Origin of the sequence: Dermatophilus congolensis (assembly GCF_900447215.1) — a bacterium.
Lineage (GTDB): Bacteria > Actinomycetota > Actinomycetes > Actinomycetales > Dermatophilaceae > Dermatophilus > Dermatophilus congolensis_A.
Map to the genome: position 1 here is coordinate 472,669 of NZ_UFYA01000001.1, position 15,599 is coordinate 488,267.

Sequence of the window (15,599 nt, forward strand, 5' to 3'; positions counted from 1 at the left end):
GGTAGTTTCGTTGTATGAGCATGCGTGGTGTGGGACAGGAGTGGCGGGGGCAAGCTCTTCATCTGACGGGGCGTATTAATGTTTCGGCAGATGATGTGCGTGATGAGGTGTGGGTGGTTGGTGGGCGTATTACGTTTACGCGGCCTGTGGGGGTGGAGGTGGAGCGTATTTCAGGGCATGTATTGCCTGGCTTGGTGGACGCGCATTGTCATGTGGGGTTGGAGTCGCAGGGGGCGGTTGAGCGGGGGCGGGCGCTAGAGCATGCGTTGGCCGAGCGTGATGCGGGGGTGTTGCTCATTCGGGATGCGGGTAGTCCTGCGGATACGCAGTGGTTGGATGAGCGTGGTGATGTGCCTCGGATTGTTCGGGCGGGGCGTCATATTGCGCGGACGAAGCGGTATATCCGCAATTATGCGCATGAGGTAGAGCCGGAGTTGTTGGTGGAGTGTGTTCGTGGTGAGGCGCGTCGTGGCGATGGGTGGGTGAAGTTGGTGGGGGATTGGATTGATCGTCAGCGGGGTGATTTGTCGCCGTGTTGGCCTGTAGAGGTGCTTGGTGAGGCTGTGGAGGTGGCTCATGCGGAGGGTGCGCGGGTGACGGCGCATTGTTTTGCTGAGCAGTCGTTGCGTGATTGCGTTACGGCAGGGATTGATTGTGTTGAGCATGCGACGGGGCTTGTTGTTGACACGATTGAGGCGTTTGCTCGGGCTGGTATCGCGATTGTGCCGACGTTGGTAAATATTGCGAATTTTCCTGATTTTGCTCGGGCCGGTCGGGCGAAATTTCCTTCGTATGCAGCGCATATGTTGGATCTTTATGGACGTCGTTATGAGACGGTGAGCGCTGCGCATGAGGCGGGGGTGCCGATTTATGCAGGTACGGATGCTGGTGGTCGGGTGCCGCATGGTTTGTTGGCGTTAGAGGTTGTTGAGTTGGCTAAGACGCGGCTGGGCAATGTTGGTGCGGTTGGTGCTGCGTCGTGGGCTGCGAGGTCGTGGTTGGGGTATCCGGGTATTGAGGAGGGTGCGCCGGCGGATTTTGTTGTTTATTTGGATGATCCTCGTGAGGATGTGCGGGTGATGGTGAGGCCGCATTGCACTGTTTTGGGTGGGGTGGTGTGGTGATGTCGGGGCATCCGGCGAATCGTCCGGGGTGGGTTTCGCCGCCTGTTCGGGAGGTTTCTGGTGTGGTGAGGGAGCCGTTGACTGCTTGGGGTGAGCGGGTGTGGGTGGCTCCAGTGTGTGCGGGTGATCTTGAGCCGTATGGGCGTGCTTTGGCGTTGTCTGCGGATCGGATTCGGGTGTGGAATCCGGTGGATCCGCGGGATTTGGAGACGCATTTGCGGTTTCAGACGAGTGCGCACCGGACGTTTGTGATTCATGCAGTGGAGCCGATTGCTGGTGCAGGGCATGACATTGTCGGGGTGGTGAATGTGACGGGGGTGGTGCGCGGTCGTGCGATGAGTGCTGCGGTGGGGTACAACGCTTATGACCCGTATCAGGGCAGGGGGTTGTTTGCTGAGGGGTTTCGGTTGGTTGTTGATGTGGCGTTTGAGGCAGAACCTTTGGGGATGGGTTTGCATCGGGTGGAGGCGTCTGTGCAGCCGGGGAATGTGCGTTCGGCTGGTTTGTTGCGGTCGGTGGGGTTTCGGCGGAGGGGGTTTTGGCCTGCGTATTTGTGGTTGGGGGATGAGCGTGATGTGCATGCGTGGCGGGATCATGAGACGTATGGGATGACGGTTGAAGAGTGGCCTGCGGTGCCGTTTTCGGTGGGGTCGGTGCCGTCTCCGGTGGTTGTGGTTGGTCCGCAGTGGGGGGATGCGGGGGTTGAGTTGGCGGTGCAGTTGGAGGTGCCTTTTATTGCTGCAGGGGTGGTCGAAGCGTTGGGGGATGAGGGGTTAGGTGCGTTGTTGAGAGGTACTCGGGGGGCGGTGATTGAGCTGCCTCGTCCTACTGATGAGGGGCAGGTGCGTCGTGTCGAGGAGGCGATGAGGTCGGCGGGTGCTGAGGTGGGTGCTGAGTTGACTGTTGCTGGTGACGTTGCGCCGGTGGGGCGGCATCGTGTGGTGGCTTTGGCTTTGCGTGCGCGTTCTGATGCGCATGCTGCGGTTAGGGGGGTTTGCCCTGCTTAAGTGGAGTTTTGGCATGTCGTGGTTTGGTGATGTGTTGGTTGGGTCTTTTGTCTGGCAGAATGGTGGGCTGTACCCGCCCGGTCCAGGCCGCTCTCCGTTTCGCGCTGTGGTGTGATATTCGGATCGACTGCGCCGGGATTTCGGGCGCCTACACCCGAGGCGCGATACCCCGGATTTGTTCTGGTCCGGTCTCGCCGTGCCTCACGAGAGAGTTAAGGAAGTGGCACCCTCGTGGCAGTCAAGATCCGTTTGAAGCGTATGGGTAAGATCCGCACCCCGTTCTACCGCGTTGTAGTCATGGACTCGCGCACTAAGCGTGATGGTCGCGCGATCGAAGAGATCGGTGTTTACCACCCCACGAAGCAGCCTTCTGTGATTGAGATCGATTCTGAGCGCGCGCAGTACTGGCTGGGCGTTGGCGCTAAGCCGACGGAGCAGGTTGAGGCCCTGCTGAAGGTCACTGGTGACTGGCAGAAGTTCAAGGGTGAGGAAGGTGCTGAGGGCACCTACAAGACGGCTGAGCCGAAGCCCTCGAAGAAGGAGCTTTACGAAGCTGCTCTTGCTGCTGCTGACCAGGCTGACGAGAAGTTCGCGAAGAACCCTCCGAAGAAGGAGTCTGAGCTGCGTGCTGAGAAGGAAGCCGCTGCTGCTGCGGAGCCTGCTCAGGATGAGGCTCCGGCCGAAGAAGCTGAGAAGGACGAGGCCTGATCGTGCTTGAGGAGGCCCTCGAACACCTAGTCAAGGGCATCGTCGAGAACGACGAGGACGTCGTGGTTCGTAAGCGCCCTAATCGTCGTGGTGACGTGCTCGAGGTTCGCGTTCATCCCGAGGATTTGGGTCGCGTTATCGGCCGTTCTGGTCGTACGGCGAATGCGCTGCGTACGGTAGTCACCGCTTTGGCTGGTGGCCGTCAGGTTCGTGTCGACATTGTTGATACGGACCGCGAGTCCTGAGTTGTAGACGTTTGATTGACGGCGCTCCCGCGTTTGCGGGGGCGCCGTCGTCGTAGTGCAAGGGTTGTTGTTGAGGGAGGCGGGCAGGTATGCAGGTTCGGGTGGCGCGAATTGGTAAACCGCATGGTTTGCGGGGTGAGGCGACGGTGCAGTTGTTTACGGACTCACCGGAAGAACGTTTTGTGCCTGGGGCGAAGTTTGTGACGGAGCCGGTAGGTGCGGGGCCGCTGACGGTACGTAGCGCGCGAGTGCACAAGGGGATTTGGCTGCTGGGTTTTGAGGAGGCAGCTGACCGTAGCGCCGTGGAGTTGTTGCGTGATGTACGGCTGTTCGTCGAAGCCGGGGTAGAAGGCGAAGATGAGGTGGATGAAGGTGTGGAGGATGGTTTTTATGAGGCAGATTTGCTGGGGCTGGCGGTAGAGACTGTCAGCGGTGAGCGGGTTGGGGTGGTCAGTGCGCTTTATACGCGTCCGGCGCAAGATTTGTTAGAGGTCTCGTTGGGTGACGGTGGGCAAGCATTGGTTCCGTTTGTTGATGAGCTTGTGCCAGAGGTGGACTTGGCGGGTGGTCGTGTGGTGATTGATCCGCCTGTGGGGTTGTTGGAGCTAGGGCGTGAGCAGGATGGGGAGTAGTAGTGCGTATTGATGTCGTGACGATTTTTCCGGAGTACTTGGCACCGCTTGATTTGTCGTTGATTGGTAAGGCACAGCGTGAGGGTTTGGTAGATCTGCGGGCCCATGATTTACGGGAGGTGACTACTGATCGGCATCACACCGTTGATGACACTCCTTATGGGGGTGGTGCTGGGATGGTGATGAAGCCGGATGTGTGGGGTCAGGCTTTGGACCGGGTTCTTGCTGAGGCGGCCTCAGCTGACGGGGAGGGTAAGCGTCCTCGGTTGATCGTTCCTGGTCCTGGTGGTGTTCCTTTTTCGCAGGCTTTAGCTCATGAGTTGGCCGGCGAGGATCATTTGGTTTTTGCGTGTGGGCGTTATGAAGGCATCGATGAGCGTGTGTATGAGTATGCGCGGGGTGCCTTTGATGGTCGGGTGGACATTGTGTCGTTGGGGGATTATGTCCTCAATGGTGGTGAAGTGGCAGTGCTGACGATGACAGAGGCAGTGGTGCGGTTGTTGCCTGGTGTGGTGGGTAATGCTGAGTCTTTGGTGGAGGAGTCGCATGAGGATGGGTTGCTTGAGTATCCGGTGTATACGAAGCCGGCAACGTGGCGTGGCATGACTGTTCCTGATGTGTTGCTTTCTGGTGATCATGGCCGTATTGCGCAGTGGCGGCATGAGCAGCGTTTGATGCGTACGTGGTTGCGTCGCCCGGATTTGTTGCCGGCTTCTGCGGTGCCAGAGGTAGTTGCTGGTGGTTTGGAGGCAGCAATTAGTGTTGCTGTTCCTGGGGATGCGGGTGAGTTGTTTACGTTGGTCAAAGCGGTTGCGCCTTCAAAGGCGGATTCTTTGGTTGATGGTCAGGGTGGAGCAGTGACGCATGTGTGTCGCCTTGGTGGTCGCTTGGTGGGGATGGTGCGGCATCAGCGTGTGTGTGATGAGGCGGGTGTGGCTGTAGCGCGGGAAATTGAGGTGTTGGCAGTGGTTCCTGACCTGGTTCAGCGCGGGATCGGCAGGGCTCTTTTGCAGGTGGCTACTGGTGGTGATGGTCGGCGTTTGCCTGTGCGTTTGCCTGATCAGGCGGAAGATGGCCAGAGGGTCTCTGCTTTTATGCGGGCTTGTGGGTATCGTCCGGGGCGCAGGGCAGGAGAGTGGAGTCGTAAGAAGTAGGGAACAAGCGTGTGGCGAATGCTGGAGAGGATTAGCCACACGCTTGTTTTTTGGGTTTAGAAGATGGGTTTTCCGCCGGTGACTCCGATGACGGTGCCAGTGACGTAGGACGCTTCGGCGGGGCTGGCCAGGAAGACGAAAGCGCCGGCACACTCTACGGGTTGTCCGCCTCGACCTAGAGGGGTGTCTGTGCCGAAGGTTGGCATGGAGTCTCCGCCCTTAGTTGCTGGTTGTAGTGGTGTCCAGATGGGTCCAGGAGCGACGGCGTTGACACGGATTCCGCGGGGGCCGAGTTCGGCGGCGAGATTGGCGGTGAAGTTGTTAATGGCAGCTTTGGTTGCTGCGTAGTCGATGAGAGATACAGATGGGTCGTATGCCTGGATAGAGCTGACGTTGATGATGCTTGCGCCGTGGCTGAGGTGGGGGAGGGCTTGCTGGCAGATCCAGAATAGGGCGTAGAGATTGGTTTTCATTACTTGATCGAGTTCGCCGGTAGTGACCGAAGGTAGCCCTTCTTCACGACGTGCCCATTGGAATCCAGCGTTGTTGACGACGATGTCTAGGCCGTTGAGTTGGGCTGCTGCGTCTTCGACGATGCGGCGTGCGGTGGTTTCGTCTTGGATGTCTCCTGGCAGGAGGGTGCAGGTGCGGTTTTCGCGCTCGACCCAGGTGCGGACGTCCTGGGCGTCTTCTTCTTCGCTGGGGAGGTAGTTGATGGCTATGTCGGCGCCTTCGCGAGCGAATGCAATTGCTACGGCTCGGCCGATGCCTGAGTCGCCGCCAGTAATGAGGGCTTTGAGCCCAGTGAGCCTTCCATGGCCGACCCAGGTTTTTTCGCCGTGGTCGGGCAGAGGGGTCATTGCTTTGGTGTGTCCGGGGTGTTGCTGCTCTTGGGCGGGAAAACCGCCGTCGGGGGAGGCGAGTTGGCGGGCGGTTTTGTCGATGGCGTAGAGGTCGCTCATATCTCGATCCTGGCGAGATAGTTGGTGTCTTTCTACCTTCTTGGGGGGTGAGTCTTTCTGTTTAGCAAATGATTTGGCTTCAGATGCTGGTTCGTGTGCTCTGCGGCTGCATGCCGTTTTGGATTCCCCACAACACGGCTTGTGAACGACGCTCTACGCCCATTTTTCGGTATGCGGATCGGATGTAGGACTTCACTGAGTTGATGGATAGGTAACAGGATTGAGCGATTTGGTCGTTGGTGAACCCTTGGGTGATCAGGGCTACTACTTCTGCTTCTCGGGGAGAAAGGCCAGCTGTTTGACCTGGCCATTTCTTGATGACAGGTGTTGTGTGGTCGGGGTCTTGGACGTGGGTGTGTTCGCCTGTGTGAATGCTGATGAGTGCGTCGGCGAGCTGTTCAGCGCTTATGCGTTTGTCAAGGAATCCTGCGGCGCCTAGGGCTAAGGCTTGGCGGGCGTGGGCGTCTCGTGGGTCCCAGGAGTAAATGATGACTTTGCCGATGTAGGGGGCTTCGAGAAGGGGGATAACGTCGTTTTCGATATGGTTTCCGGCTGCGAAGGTGTCGAAGAGGGCAATGTCGACCCGGGAGCGGGGAGTGGTGTTGGTGGCGTGTTCGACCACTGTGATGCGCGGGTCACTGGCGAGTAAGTGGGCTACGCCCGCGACAACGATGGGGTAGTCGTTGACGATGGCGACAGTGATGGGAGTGGTGGGGTCTTTCACGAAAATCAGCATAATGTCCGCTTGGTCTAATCATTTGTTGATGAGTAGGTTCGTGGCGCGGTGATTCCGTAGCGGCCTGCCTCACATGCAAGCTGAAGTGATGCGCTGGTGAGGTGTAGCGCACACCTGACAGAATGCGCTTATGACCTGGCCTGTCCCTGCGCGTGCGCTGCGAGCGTGTGGTGTGGCTTCGTCGACCACGTTTATGGCGTTGTTTATGCACGCATTTGCTGGGGGTGGCGTGCCGCCTGTGCTCGTGGTGGTGGTGACATGGATGTGCGGTTTCCTTATTGCTATGCCGCTGGTGGGACGGTGGCGTGCGTGGTGGAGTGTTGCTGTTCCGGTGCTGGTGGGCCAATTCGCTTTTCACCTGTTTTTTGAGTTGGGTGCGCTAATACGCGCTGCTCATGAGGCTGGTGCTGCTGGGAAGGGTTATGCAGCGTCAGCGTGGATGAAAGCCGCGGATCTTCATGCTTTGTGTGCTTTGACGCGTAATGGTTCTGGTGCGGCTGCGTTACGGGGGCAGCTGCATCATGGTGCTGTTGTCCCCAACTCGGGGGGTGTTTGGGGCGTTATGTCCATGTCGCCGTTGATGGTGGCTGGGCATGTGTTTGCTGCTGCGGTATGTGTGGTGTTGGTCCGCAGCGGCGAAGAGTTGTTGATTCGTTTGCTGGAGTTGGGTGGCTCTGTTCTTGACGCGTTGCGTCCGGTGCTGTGCGTTGCGTGCCCAGTGTTAATGCCGGCGGCTGCGCGTGTGGCAGTGGGTACTGCCGCGGTCAAATCCGTGATGCTGCGGGAGTACTTGGCTGCGTGTCTTGTTCGTCGTGGTCCGCCGATCTGTGGGGGAAAAGAGAGGCTTCGTATAAGGCCTCTCGATATGCAAATCACTGCACATTCCCTCGGGGGCTGAGGCCCCCGGTCAAGAGATGAACCTCTTTGACCAGCCAGAAAGGCACAGTTCATGACTACTTTTTCTTTGTCTCGTTCGCGCAAATTTTCTCGACGTGGAGCTACTACCATCGCGGTCCTGGCTGCTGCGTTGCTTCTTACGGCATGTGGAGGTGGTGGCGACCATGGATCCAATCACGGTGCTGCGCAAACGACGCAGGCAAACGAGTCCAGCCCCATCAACGCGCACGATCCATGGGTGAAAGCGGCAGCTTCGGGAAATTCGGCTCTTTTTGGAACGCTTGCCAACAACAGCGATAAGGACATCACCATCACTGCGGTGAGTAGCCCTGCAGCTGGGTCAGTGCAAATGCATGAGACGAAGAAGGACGCTTCGGGCGCCATGGTGATGAGTGAGGTCAAGGGCGGTTTTAAGATTCCTGCGCATGGTCAGCATGAGCTCAAACCCGGTGGTGACCACATCATGTTGATGGGATTGAAGGGGGAGTTGAAGGCAGGTGAACAGGTCGAGTTCACTGCAACGACCAGCGATGGCAGTTCTTTCAAAGTTGCTGCGCCAGTGAAGGATTTCAGCGGCGCGAATGAGAACTATGACCACGGCAAGGCGTCCCCGAACGACCACGACCATGGCGGTCATGACCACAGCGACCATGACCATGGCAAGCATGAGGGCCATGACCACATGCACGGCTCTGGGAAAGCTACTTCCTCGGCGGCGCATTCGTGACGGACGAAGAGTTTGGTGTGACTCCTTCCCGGCGTTCGTTCCTCTCAACGGGAGCGATCGCCGGGTGGGGGGCGGCGACAGCTTTTGGGCTTGCTGGGCTTGCCCGAGCTGAGGCAGGGGGACAGCGGGCAGATAGCCGCCCAGACCAGGCCACCCCTGCTACTGATACCCCGCATGGAGGGGACACGATTGCGTTTTATGGCGAGCATCAGCCGGGAGTGGATACTCCGGCACAGGCTCATGCCAATTTTGTGGCGCTTGAACTCGATGACGACATTGATAAGGAAGGGTTGCGCCGTCTCATGCGCATCCTGACGGATGATGCGGCTCGTCTTATGGCGGGGCGAGGTGCGTTAGCTGACAGTGAGCCGGAATTAGCTGCCTTTCCTTCGCGGTTGTCAGTGACGTTCGGGTTTGGTCCTGAGTTTGTGCGCCGCGCTGGAGGGCAGGGGCCTGGTTGGTTGCGTCCTTTGCCGAAGTTCAAGGTGGATCGGCTTGAACCTGAGTGGAGCGGTGGGGATCTTTTTCTCACGATTGGGTCTGATGACCCGACGGCTCTTTCGCACGCCACGCGCATGCTCCTGAAAGACACACGGAGTTTTGCGACAGTGAAGTGGATTCAACCGGGGTTTCGGCATGCGCGTGACACGCTGGCACCTGGTACGACGATGCGTAACTTGTTCGGTCAGGTCGACGGCACGGTGAACGCTTCTGCGGGAACACCTGAGTTTGCGCGTCAGGTGTGGATCCCAACAGGTCCGTTTGCGGGTGGGACGGGCGTTGTTATTCGTCGTATCCGCATGGATTTGGATACGTGGGATGAGGTTGATCCTGCGGCCCGGGAGCACAGTATTGGTCGTCGTATCGATAATGGTGCGCCTTTGACGGGCAAGCATGAGCAGGATGAGCCAGATTTCTCGGCTGTTACTGAGAGTGGGTTTCCTGTTATCTCGCAGTTCGCGCATATGCGCCGGGCCCGCAGTGGTGATCCACGTCACAAAATTGTGCGTCGTGGCTATAGCTATGAGGTCCCAGTGTTGGCAGGGCAGAAGGATGCTTCTGGAATTGGTACGGATGCTGGGCTTATTTTTGTTGCCTACGCCGCAGATGTCGATGCGCAGTTCGTTCCTATCCAGCGCCGTTTGGATGAGGCAGATTTGTTGAATACGTGGACTACGCCGATCGGTTCTGCTGTTTTTGTTATCCCGCCTGGATGCAAAAAGGGCGGTTATATTGGCGAAACCTTGCTCGAGTAGCTTCGCGATTTTCCGAGGAGTGGCTCGTCTGGCAAACTTGTTTCCTGTAGAGCGTCTCAAAGCCCCTGCCGCAGGGGGAGTGGGGTACGGGTCACATTGTGACTGCGGATACCCATGAGGCTGGGACGCTTCCCACCAATCTGTTTATTGAGGTCTTTGTGGCCTTGTGAGAACTGCTGCAGCCTGCGGTGCAGCGAGGAGAATTTGATGCAGAAGCTCGATGTAGTTGATGTCGCCAGCCTTCGTGATGACATCCCGGAGTTCCGCGCCGGTGACACAGTCAAGGTTCACGTGAAGGTTGTTGAAGGTAACCGTACTCGTGTCCAGGTGTTCCAGGGCGTTGTGATCCGTCGCCACGGTGCTGGTGTTCGCGAGACCTACACCGTTCGTAAGGTCAGCTTCGGTGTTGGTGTGGAGCGTACTTTCCCGGTCCACACTCCTATCGTGGAGAAGATCGAGGTTGTCTCCCGCGGTATCGTGCGTCGCGCCAAGCTGTACTACCTGCGTAACCTGCACGGTAAGGCAGCTAAGATCCGCGAGAAGCGTTGATCACGCGCTGACAGGTTTTTAGGTGAGGGGGCCGCGGGCGAGGTTTCGCTCGCGGCCCCATTGCATGCCCGGCCGTGAACCCTTTAGGCGGGATCTTCGTTTACTGCTAGAGACATCAATGCAGGTGTTTATCTGCGGCTTCGTGGGCTGCCCACAGATATACGGGGTACGGTTCCAGCAGGCCAATTGCGTCGATGGGCGCAGATCGGGGACACAACGACGATGAGTAATACGCACAATTCGCCAGAACATGGTGGCGAGACCGGCACGCGAGGGGATAACCGCGGTTTTCGGCGTAGGCCAAACCGTTCGTCGTCTCCTGGCGGAGGCAACAGCACGAGTGTGCTGGGGTCAATGTGGGCGTTTGTGCGTGAACTAGTGATCATTGTCGTATTTGCCTTGATCATCTCGTTCATCGTGAAGACGTGGTTACTGCAGTCTTTCTATATCCCTTCTGGATCCATGCGTAATACCTTGATTGAGGATGATCGTGTGGTGGTCTCGAAGCTGACGCCGGACCTTTTTGATATCAAGCGTGGCGACATCGTGGTGTTCGAGGATCCCGGTGGCTGGTTGCCGCCATCGATGCCGCGTCCACGTTCCGGGGTGGCAAAGGTACTCAGTTGGGTTGGGGTTCTTCCTGAGGATGAAGGGAATCACCTGATCAAGCGGGTCGTGGGGCTTCCTGGCGATCATGTGGAGTGCTGCACAGCGGATGGAAAGTTGACTGTTAATGGTCAACCGATCGACGAACCGTATGTTTTCCCTGGTACGCCGCCGAGTAGTGTCACCTTTAACATCACTGTTCCGCCTGGAAAATTGTGGGTGATGGGCGATAATCGTGACCATTCGAGTGACTCACGGTTTCATGACAAGCCTTCGAGTAATGGGACGGAAGGGTCTGTGCCGATCGCTAATGTTGTGGGCCGGGCATTTGCTGTGATCTGGCCGCTGAACCGTGCAACGTGGTTGAGCGATTATCCGCAAGTTTTCTCGAAAGTTCCTAACGCATCACATAATCCGTCAAAAAGATCATCTGCGGTGAAGGAAGAGAAGGGGTCGCATAGCGCCCCGCTGGGTAACGGAAGCACCCCGCATGCTTCCGCCGTACGGTGACAAAGCTGACTTCGGCAGCTCCTACGTTGCGTCTCGAACGAGCGCAGATGAGGCAGGGTGCTGCGCTCGTTGCTGGGATGGATGAGGTCGGTCGCGGCGCTTTGGCTGGTCCGGTCAGCGTTGGTGTGTGTGTCGTAGACGCCAATACACGCAGCGCTCCGGTTGGTTTGCGTGATTCCAAGCTCATTTCTCCAACGGTTCGTGAACGCCTTGTCGAACCTATTCACCGTTGGGCTTGTGCATGGGCAGTAGGGCATGCAGAGCCAGAAGAGATAGATGAGCATGGGATCATGGCTGCGTTGCGGCTAGCTGGTCGGCGAGCACTTGCTGCTTGTGGCGTGAATCCGGATTTGGTGATTCTGGACGGCAAGCACGACTGGTTGACTGATCCTTCTACCGTGGGTCTTTTTTCTGCGCTTCCTGCAGATGTTGAGGATGCCAGCGCATGTAGGTCAGGTGTGCCCCCGGTTGTGACGGTGGTGAAAGGGGATCGGACGTGCTCTTCAGTGGCCGCTGCAAGCGTGTTGGCCAAGGTAGAGCGTGACGGCATCATGGTTGAGCGTTCTGCCAAACATCCTGTGTATGGCTGGGATGTGAATAAGGGGTATGCCAGTGCGGCGCATCGAGCTGCGTTGGGTCGCATGGGTGTCTCTGAGGAGCACAGGCGTTCGTGGAACCTGGGCACATGTCCCACAGGTGTGGTGGGATCAGATGTGGCAGTCGTGCCTGAAGCGCAGACCAGCGTTGCTGGGTGTGGCACACTCCCACAGCGGGGCGCACAGTCGCCGGATCACACGTGAAGAAAGGTGAGTGCGCATGAGCGCCGAGGATCTCGAGAAGTATGAGACCGACATGGAGCTGCAGCTCTACCGTGAATACAGGGACGTTGTCGGGCTGTTTTCCCACGTCGTGGAAACCGAGCGTCGTTTTTACTTGTGTAACTCGGTGGATGTGAAAGTACGTAGCGATGGTGGCGAGGTTTATTTCGATGTTTCGATGAGCGATGCATGGGTGTGGGACGTTTACCGCCCGGCACGGTTCGTCAAAAACGTCCGTGTAGTGACGTTTAAAGATGTGAACATTGAGGAACTCGCAAAGAATGACCTCGAAATCGCAGACGAAGATTTCGGCGCCTGAACTCGTTTCACGGGGTTCTTGTCCCCAACCTGTTCACCTGTCCCCAAGGCACATCTGAGGTCAGCGGAACCACTGCCTGAGTCGTGAGGCTGTCAGGTGGAGGTGATCCACATGGGATCAATCGCTGCCCGCAGTAGGCGGGCATTGGGGGCTTATGGTGAAGAGCTCGCGGTCCAGCGCCTGGTGTCTGCAGGCATGGAAATTCTGGCGCGTAACTGGAGATGCAGTGCCGGTGAGTTTGATGTCGTTGCGATCGATGGCAAAACGCTTGTCATCGTTGAAGTAAAGACACGGCGAAGTACGCGGTTCGGTTCGCCGATTGAGGCCGTAAACGCAGAAAAGCTCACTCGGCTTAGGCGTTTAGCGTCGGCCTGGTTTGCAGAGCATCCGAGTGGTCGAGGCACTCGTCGTTTTATTCGCTCGGTGCGCATCGATGTCGTTGCGATTTGGATGAATGATTCAGGTCCTGCGCGTATCGAACACCTGGTTGGTGTGTCATGACTGGCCTAGGAAGAACGTGTGCAGCGACGCTGTTTGGGCTTTCTGGGGCTTTGGTTCAGGTCGAGGCGGATGTTTCGCCAGGTCTTCCAACTTTTTTAGTCAGTGGCATGCCGGATGCTGCTTGCCGCCAGGCTACTGAACGGGTCAAGGCTGCCGTTATCCATTCGGGGTTTCCTCGCTTGGATTGTCGAGTAGTTGTGAACCTTTCCCCCGCGTCACTGCCCAAAACCGGGGCTGGTTTTGATTTGGCAATTGCCATGGCTGTATTGGCTTCGCAGGAGGCGCTACCGCCCGAAACCATTGATCGAGTTCTTCATATCGGAGAACTTGGTCTTGATGGGGCATTGAAACCCATATCAGGGGTGCTTCCTCTCGTGCTGGAAGCCGTCTCGCAGGGGTGCACTACGGTGCTTGTTCCGCCAGCGAACGCTGCTGAAGCTGCTCTGGTTAGTGAAGCGCGTGTATTCGAGGTGAGCAGTCTTGCTGAGGCGGTGAAATTCCATCTCGTTGGGCGTACAGGCAATGATGCATGCGCCCAAGTTGGATTTTCGCCTGTGCAAACTGAGCTCAGCAGTGCACCTGTACCTGTTATCAGAGATATGTCTGATGTTGCTGGCCAGGAAGAAGCTCGTTTTGCCCTAGAAGTTGCTGCAGCAGGCGGGCACCATATGGCTCTTGTTGGTCCTCCTGGAGCAGGAAAAACTTTGCTCGCAGAGTGTCTTACTGGTTTGTTACCACCTCTGAGCGATGCTCAGGCATTGGAGTCAACGGTTGTGCACAGTGTGTTGGCCAAGCTTGATAATGCTGGTTTGGTCAAACGAGCACCTTTTGTAGCTCCTCACCACGGAGCCTCGGCGACTGCTCTCATCGGAGGCGGCGGCAGCGCAGGTGCCGTCCGTCCGGGGCTAATTTCGTTAGCTCACAATGGGGTTCTTTTTCTCGATGAAGCACCTGAATTCAAGCCCTCAGTGTTACAGGCACTTAGGCAACCCTTGGAATCTGGCGAGATTGTTGTTGCCCGAGCCCGTGGTTCAGCGAGGTTCCCAGCACGTTTCCAGCTCGTCCTTGCCGCTAACCCATGCCCGTGTGGGAACGCCTTCGGTAAAGGTGCTCAGTGTCGCTGTTCTTCGAAGGCACAACGTGACTATTTAGGTCGTCTGGCGGGCCCGCTGTTGGACCGTGTCGATGTGCAGCTTCAGGTACAACGCGTCTCCAGAGCAGCGCTACGAGCGCCACGAGCAGAGAGCTCAGCGGTGATTGCGCAGCGAGTGAAGAGAGCACGAGAAAGACAAAACCATCGATGGGAAAAACAACCGTGGAGCCTTAACGCGCATGTGCCTGGGCCACGTCTGCGTGACGGAGAGTTTCAGCTACCTGCCGCTGCTACCAGTGACATTGACCGCGCACTTGACCGGGGGGCTCTCACATTACGGGGGTATGACCGCGTTCTGCGCTTGGCTTGGACTGTGGCTGATTTGAGCGTAAAAGATCGCCCAACCCGTGAAGACGTTGGATTAGCACTCGGTCTACGTTCGCGTCTGGGGGCAGCTGCATGAAGAGTTCTAAACGAGCCTCTCTAGAGAGAGTGCAAGCACCCTTGGATGCTGAAGATATTGCAGCTCGAGTTCTTGGCGTCGACACAGTTACGGATTTCACGGCAACTGGCTCACCCGAAGCTGGGCTGGATCGTATGGCGCGAGCTGCGTGGACTCGTTTGGCAGAACCGGGGAATGTATGGGCGCATGCTTTGATTCAGCTGCTCGGCCCCGTACAGGCGCTTGCTGCTGTGGCTACGCGTCATGAGGAAGTAGTTCAACAATTCACTCCTCGGCTCGCTGACCTGAATGTTCTCAGGGATTTCGATATTGCGCGCAGGTACGGTGCACGTCTCATTGTTCCTAGTGATGATGAGTGGCCAAGCGGTCTTGCTGACTTGGAGGTGCCTCCCGTTGCTTTGTGGGCACGAGGACCCCGACAAGCAGCTGAGGTATGCAGCGGATCTGTGGCTATTGTGGGCGCACGCAACTCTACGGATTACGGGATAAATCAGTCGGGCGATCTGGCCTGGTCTCTGGCTGAGCGCGGTCGTGCTGTGGTTAGCGGTGCAGCATACGGAATCGATGCTGCAGCACATCACGGTGCGCTTGCAGCACACGGAACAACGGTTGCGGTGTTGGCCTGCGGTATCGACAAACAGTATCCGGCAGCTAATGCACAGATGCTGGCCGAGATTGCGCAGACCGGACTCATTCTTAGCGAGGTCGCTCCAGGTAGCGCTGCATTAAGAAGTCGTTTCCTGCAACGTAATCGCCTTATCGCGGCTGTCTCAGCGGGCACAGTAGTTGTCGAAGCAGGGCTACGGTCTGGGTCGCGAAACACCGCAGGTACTGCTGCTTCCTTGGGGCGTGTCGTCATGGCGTTCCCTGGGCCGGTGACTTCGATGGCCTCGGCGGGATGTCACGTAATGATTCGTGATGGCATGGCCACTCTCGTCACCGATGTGGATGAGGTGCTCGAACTGATTAGTCCAGTGGGGGAGCAGGCTGCAGCAGAAAAGCTAGCTCCTTCTACGGTCATTGACTCACTGGATGCATCAGATGCAGCAGTACACGATGCGCTGTCGGCGCGCCCGCGAAGCGTGGGCAAGATCGCCACCATTGTCGGTATGGGAACGCGCGAGGTTCTTACGAGTTTGGGGCGACTTGAACTGGAAGGATTCGCCATAAACAGCAACGGTCAATGGCGCCGCCCGCCAGGCAGTCGAAGTATCGGATAGCTCGAAAAACCGTGAATATCTAGCGGGTCCGCCTAGCTTTCTTGCGCTGGGTGGACCCGCTGTGCATCGTGA

The 15,599-nt window shown here is 57.5% G+C and carries 18 protein-coding genes; 16 read left to right on the forward strand and 2 right to left on the reverse strand.

The annotated features are described in order from the left end of the window. Positions 1 to 14: 14 nt before the first annotated feature. The 6 genes from DXZ77_RS01975 to trmD all read left to right on the forward strand — a co-directional run bounded on the left by DXZ77_RS01975 (position 15) and on the right by trmD (position 4,870). Complete coding sequence (locus DXZ77_RS01975) at positions 15 to 1,124, forward strand: amidohydrolase family protein (protein ID WP_258553075.1); 1,110 nt, start codon at positions 15 to 17, stop codon at positions 1,122 to 1,124. Continuing rightward, entirely contained in the window at positions 1,124 to 2,131 is a 1,008-nt protein-coding gene (locus DXZ77_RS01980; protein WP_115032408.1) for a GNAT family N-acetyltransferase, read from the forward strand. The genes DXZ77_RS01975 and DXZ77_RS01980 overlap by 1 nt, the downstream gene beginning before the upstream one ends. Positions 2,132 to 2,362: 231 nt before the next feature. Next, complete coding sequence (gene rpsP, locus DXZ77_RS01985; protein WP_115029556.1) at positions 2,363 to 2,839, forward strand: 30S ribosomal protein S16; 477 nt, start codon at positions 2,363 to 2,365, stop codon at positions 2,837 to 2,839. Between the two features lie 2 nt (positions 2,840 to 2,841). Next, on the forward strand, positions 2,842 to 3,084 hold the full coding sequence (locus DXZ77_RS01990; protein ID WP_028326998.1) for an RNA-binding protein: 243 nt from the start codon (positions 2,842 to 2,844) through the stop codon (positions 3,082 to 3,084). A gap of 89 nt (positions 3,085 to 3,173) precedes the next feature. Beyond that, the gene (gene rimM / locus DXZ77_RS01995) at positions 3,174 to 3,716 is read left to right on the forward strand and encodes a ribosome maturation factor RimM (protein ID WP_115029558.1); all 543 of its coding nucleotides are present in this window, start codon (positions 3,174 to 3,176) and stop codon (positions 3,714 to 3,716) included. Positions 3,717 to 3,718: 2 nt separating this feature from the next. Then, positions 3,719 to 4,870: a tRNA (guanosine(37)-N1)-methyltransferase TrmD gene (gene trmD, locus DXZ77_RS02000; RefSeq protein WP_115029560.1), complete on the forward strand. Its 1,152-nt coding sequence runs from the start codon at positions 3,719 to 3,721 to the stop codon at positions 4,868 to 4,870. Positions 4,871 to 4,926: 56 nt separating this feature from the next. Here trmD and DXZ77_RS02005 read toward each other — a convergent pair whose 3' ends face one another. Then, the gene (locus DXZ77_RS02005) at positions 4,927 to 5,832 is read right to left on the reverse strand and encodes an SDR family oxidoreductase (RefSeq protein ID WP_115029562.1); all 906 of its coding nucleotides are present in this window, start codon (positions 5,830 to 5,832) and stop codon (positions 4,927 to 4,929) included. A 79-nt stretch (positions 5,833 to 5,911) separates the two neighbouring features. Then, on the reverse strand, positions 5,912 to 6,556 hold the full coding sequence (locus DXZ77_RS02010; RefSeq protein ID WP_258553076.1) for a response regulator transcription factor: 645 nt from the start codon (positions 6,554 to 6,556) through the stop codon (positions 5,912 to 5,914). A gap of 142 nt (positions 6,557 to 6,698) precedes the next feature. Between DXZ77_RS02010 and DXZ77_RS02015 the strand changes: the two genes are divergently transcribed. From DXZ77_RS02015 to dprA, 10 genes are all read left to right on the forward strand, one after another. After that, entirely contained in the window at positions 6,699 to 7,466 is a 768-nt protein-coding gene (locus tag DXZ77_RS02015) for a hypothetical protein (protein ID WP_147279160.1), read from the forward strand. A 51-nt stretch (positions 7,467 to 7,517) separates the two neighbouring features. Next, entirely contained in the window at positions 7,518 to 8,192 is a 675-nt protein-coding gene (locus DXZ77_RS02020) for a copper chaperone PCu(A)C (protein WP_115029568.1), read from the forward strand. Further along, positions 8,189 to 9,448: a Dyp-type peroxidase gene (locus DXZ77_RS02025; protein ID WP_258553077.1), complete on the forward strand. Its 1,260-nt coding sequence runs from the start codon at positions 8,189 to 8,191 to the stop codon at positions 9,446 to 9,448. The genes DXZ77_RS02020 and DXZ77_RS02025 overlap by 4 nt, the downstream gene beginning before the upstream one ends. 207 nt (positions 9,449 to 9,655) lie before the next feature. Then, on the forward strand, positions 9,656 to 9,997 hold the full coding sequence (rplS, locus tag DXZ77_RS02030) for a 50S ribosomal protein L19 (protein WP_115029570.1): 342 nt from the start codon (positions 9,656 to 9,658) through the stop codon (positions 9,995 to 9,997). 366 nt (positions 9,998 to 10,363) lie between these two features. Beyond that, positions 10,364 to 11,113: a signal peptidase I gene (gene lepB / locus DXZ77_RS02035; protein ID WP_258553078.1), complete on the forward strand. Its 750-nt coding sequence runs from the start codon at positions 10,364 to 10,366 to the stop codon at positions 11,111 to 11,113. 5 nt (positions 11,114 to 11,118) lie between these two features. Continuing rightward, positions 11,119 to 11,913 (forward strand): ribonuclease HII, encoded by a 795-nt coding sequence (rnhB, locus tag DXZ77_RS02040; protein ID WP_371667478.1) that lies wholly within the window; start codon positions 11,119 to 11,121, stop codon positions 11,911 to 11,913. 16 nt (positions 11,914 to 11,929) lie between these two features. Beyond that, complete coding sequence (locus DXZ77_RS02045; RefSeq protein ID WP_028326990.1) at positions 11,930 to 12,250, forward strand: DUF2469 domain-containing protein; 321 nt, start codon at positions 11,930 to 11,932, stop codon at positions 12,248 to 12,250. 111 nt (positions 12,251 to 12,361) lie between these two features. Continuing rightward, positions 12,362 to 12,751: a YraN family protein gene (locus DXZ77_RS02050; protein WP_115029574.1), complete on the forward strand. Its 390-nt coding sequence runs from the start codon at positions 12,362 to 12,364 to the stop codon at positions 12,749 to 12,751. Continuing rightward, positions 12,748 to 14,307, forward strand: a complete 1,560-nt coding sequence (locus tag DXZ77_RS02055) for a YifB family Mg chelatase-like AAA ATPase (RefSeq protein WP_115029576.1) — start codon at positions 12,748 to 12,750, stop codon at positions 14,305 to 14,307. Before DXZ77_RS02050 ends, DXZ77_RS02055 begins: the two co-directional genes overlap by 4 nt. Then, the gene (dprA, locus tag DXZ77_RS02060; protein WP_258553079.1) at positions 14,304 to 15,527 is read left to right on the forward strand and encodes a DNA-processing protein DprA; all 1,224 of its coding nucleotides are present in this window, start codon (positions 14,304 to 14,306) and stop codon (positions 15,525 to 15,527) included. The genes DXZ77_RS02055 and dprA overlap by 4 nt, the downstream gene beginning before the upstream one ends. Positions 15,528 to 15,599: the final 72 nt, after the last annotated feature.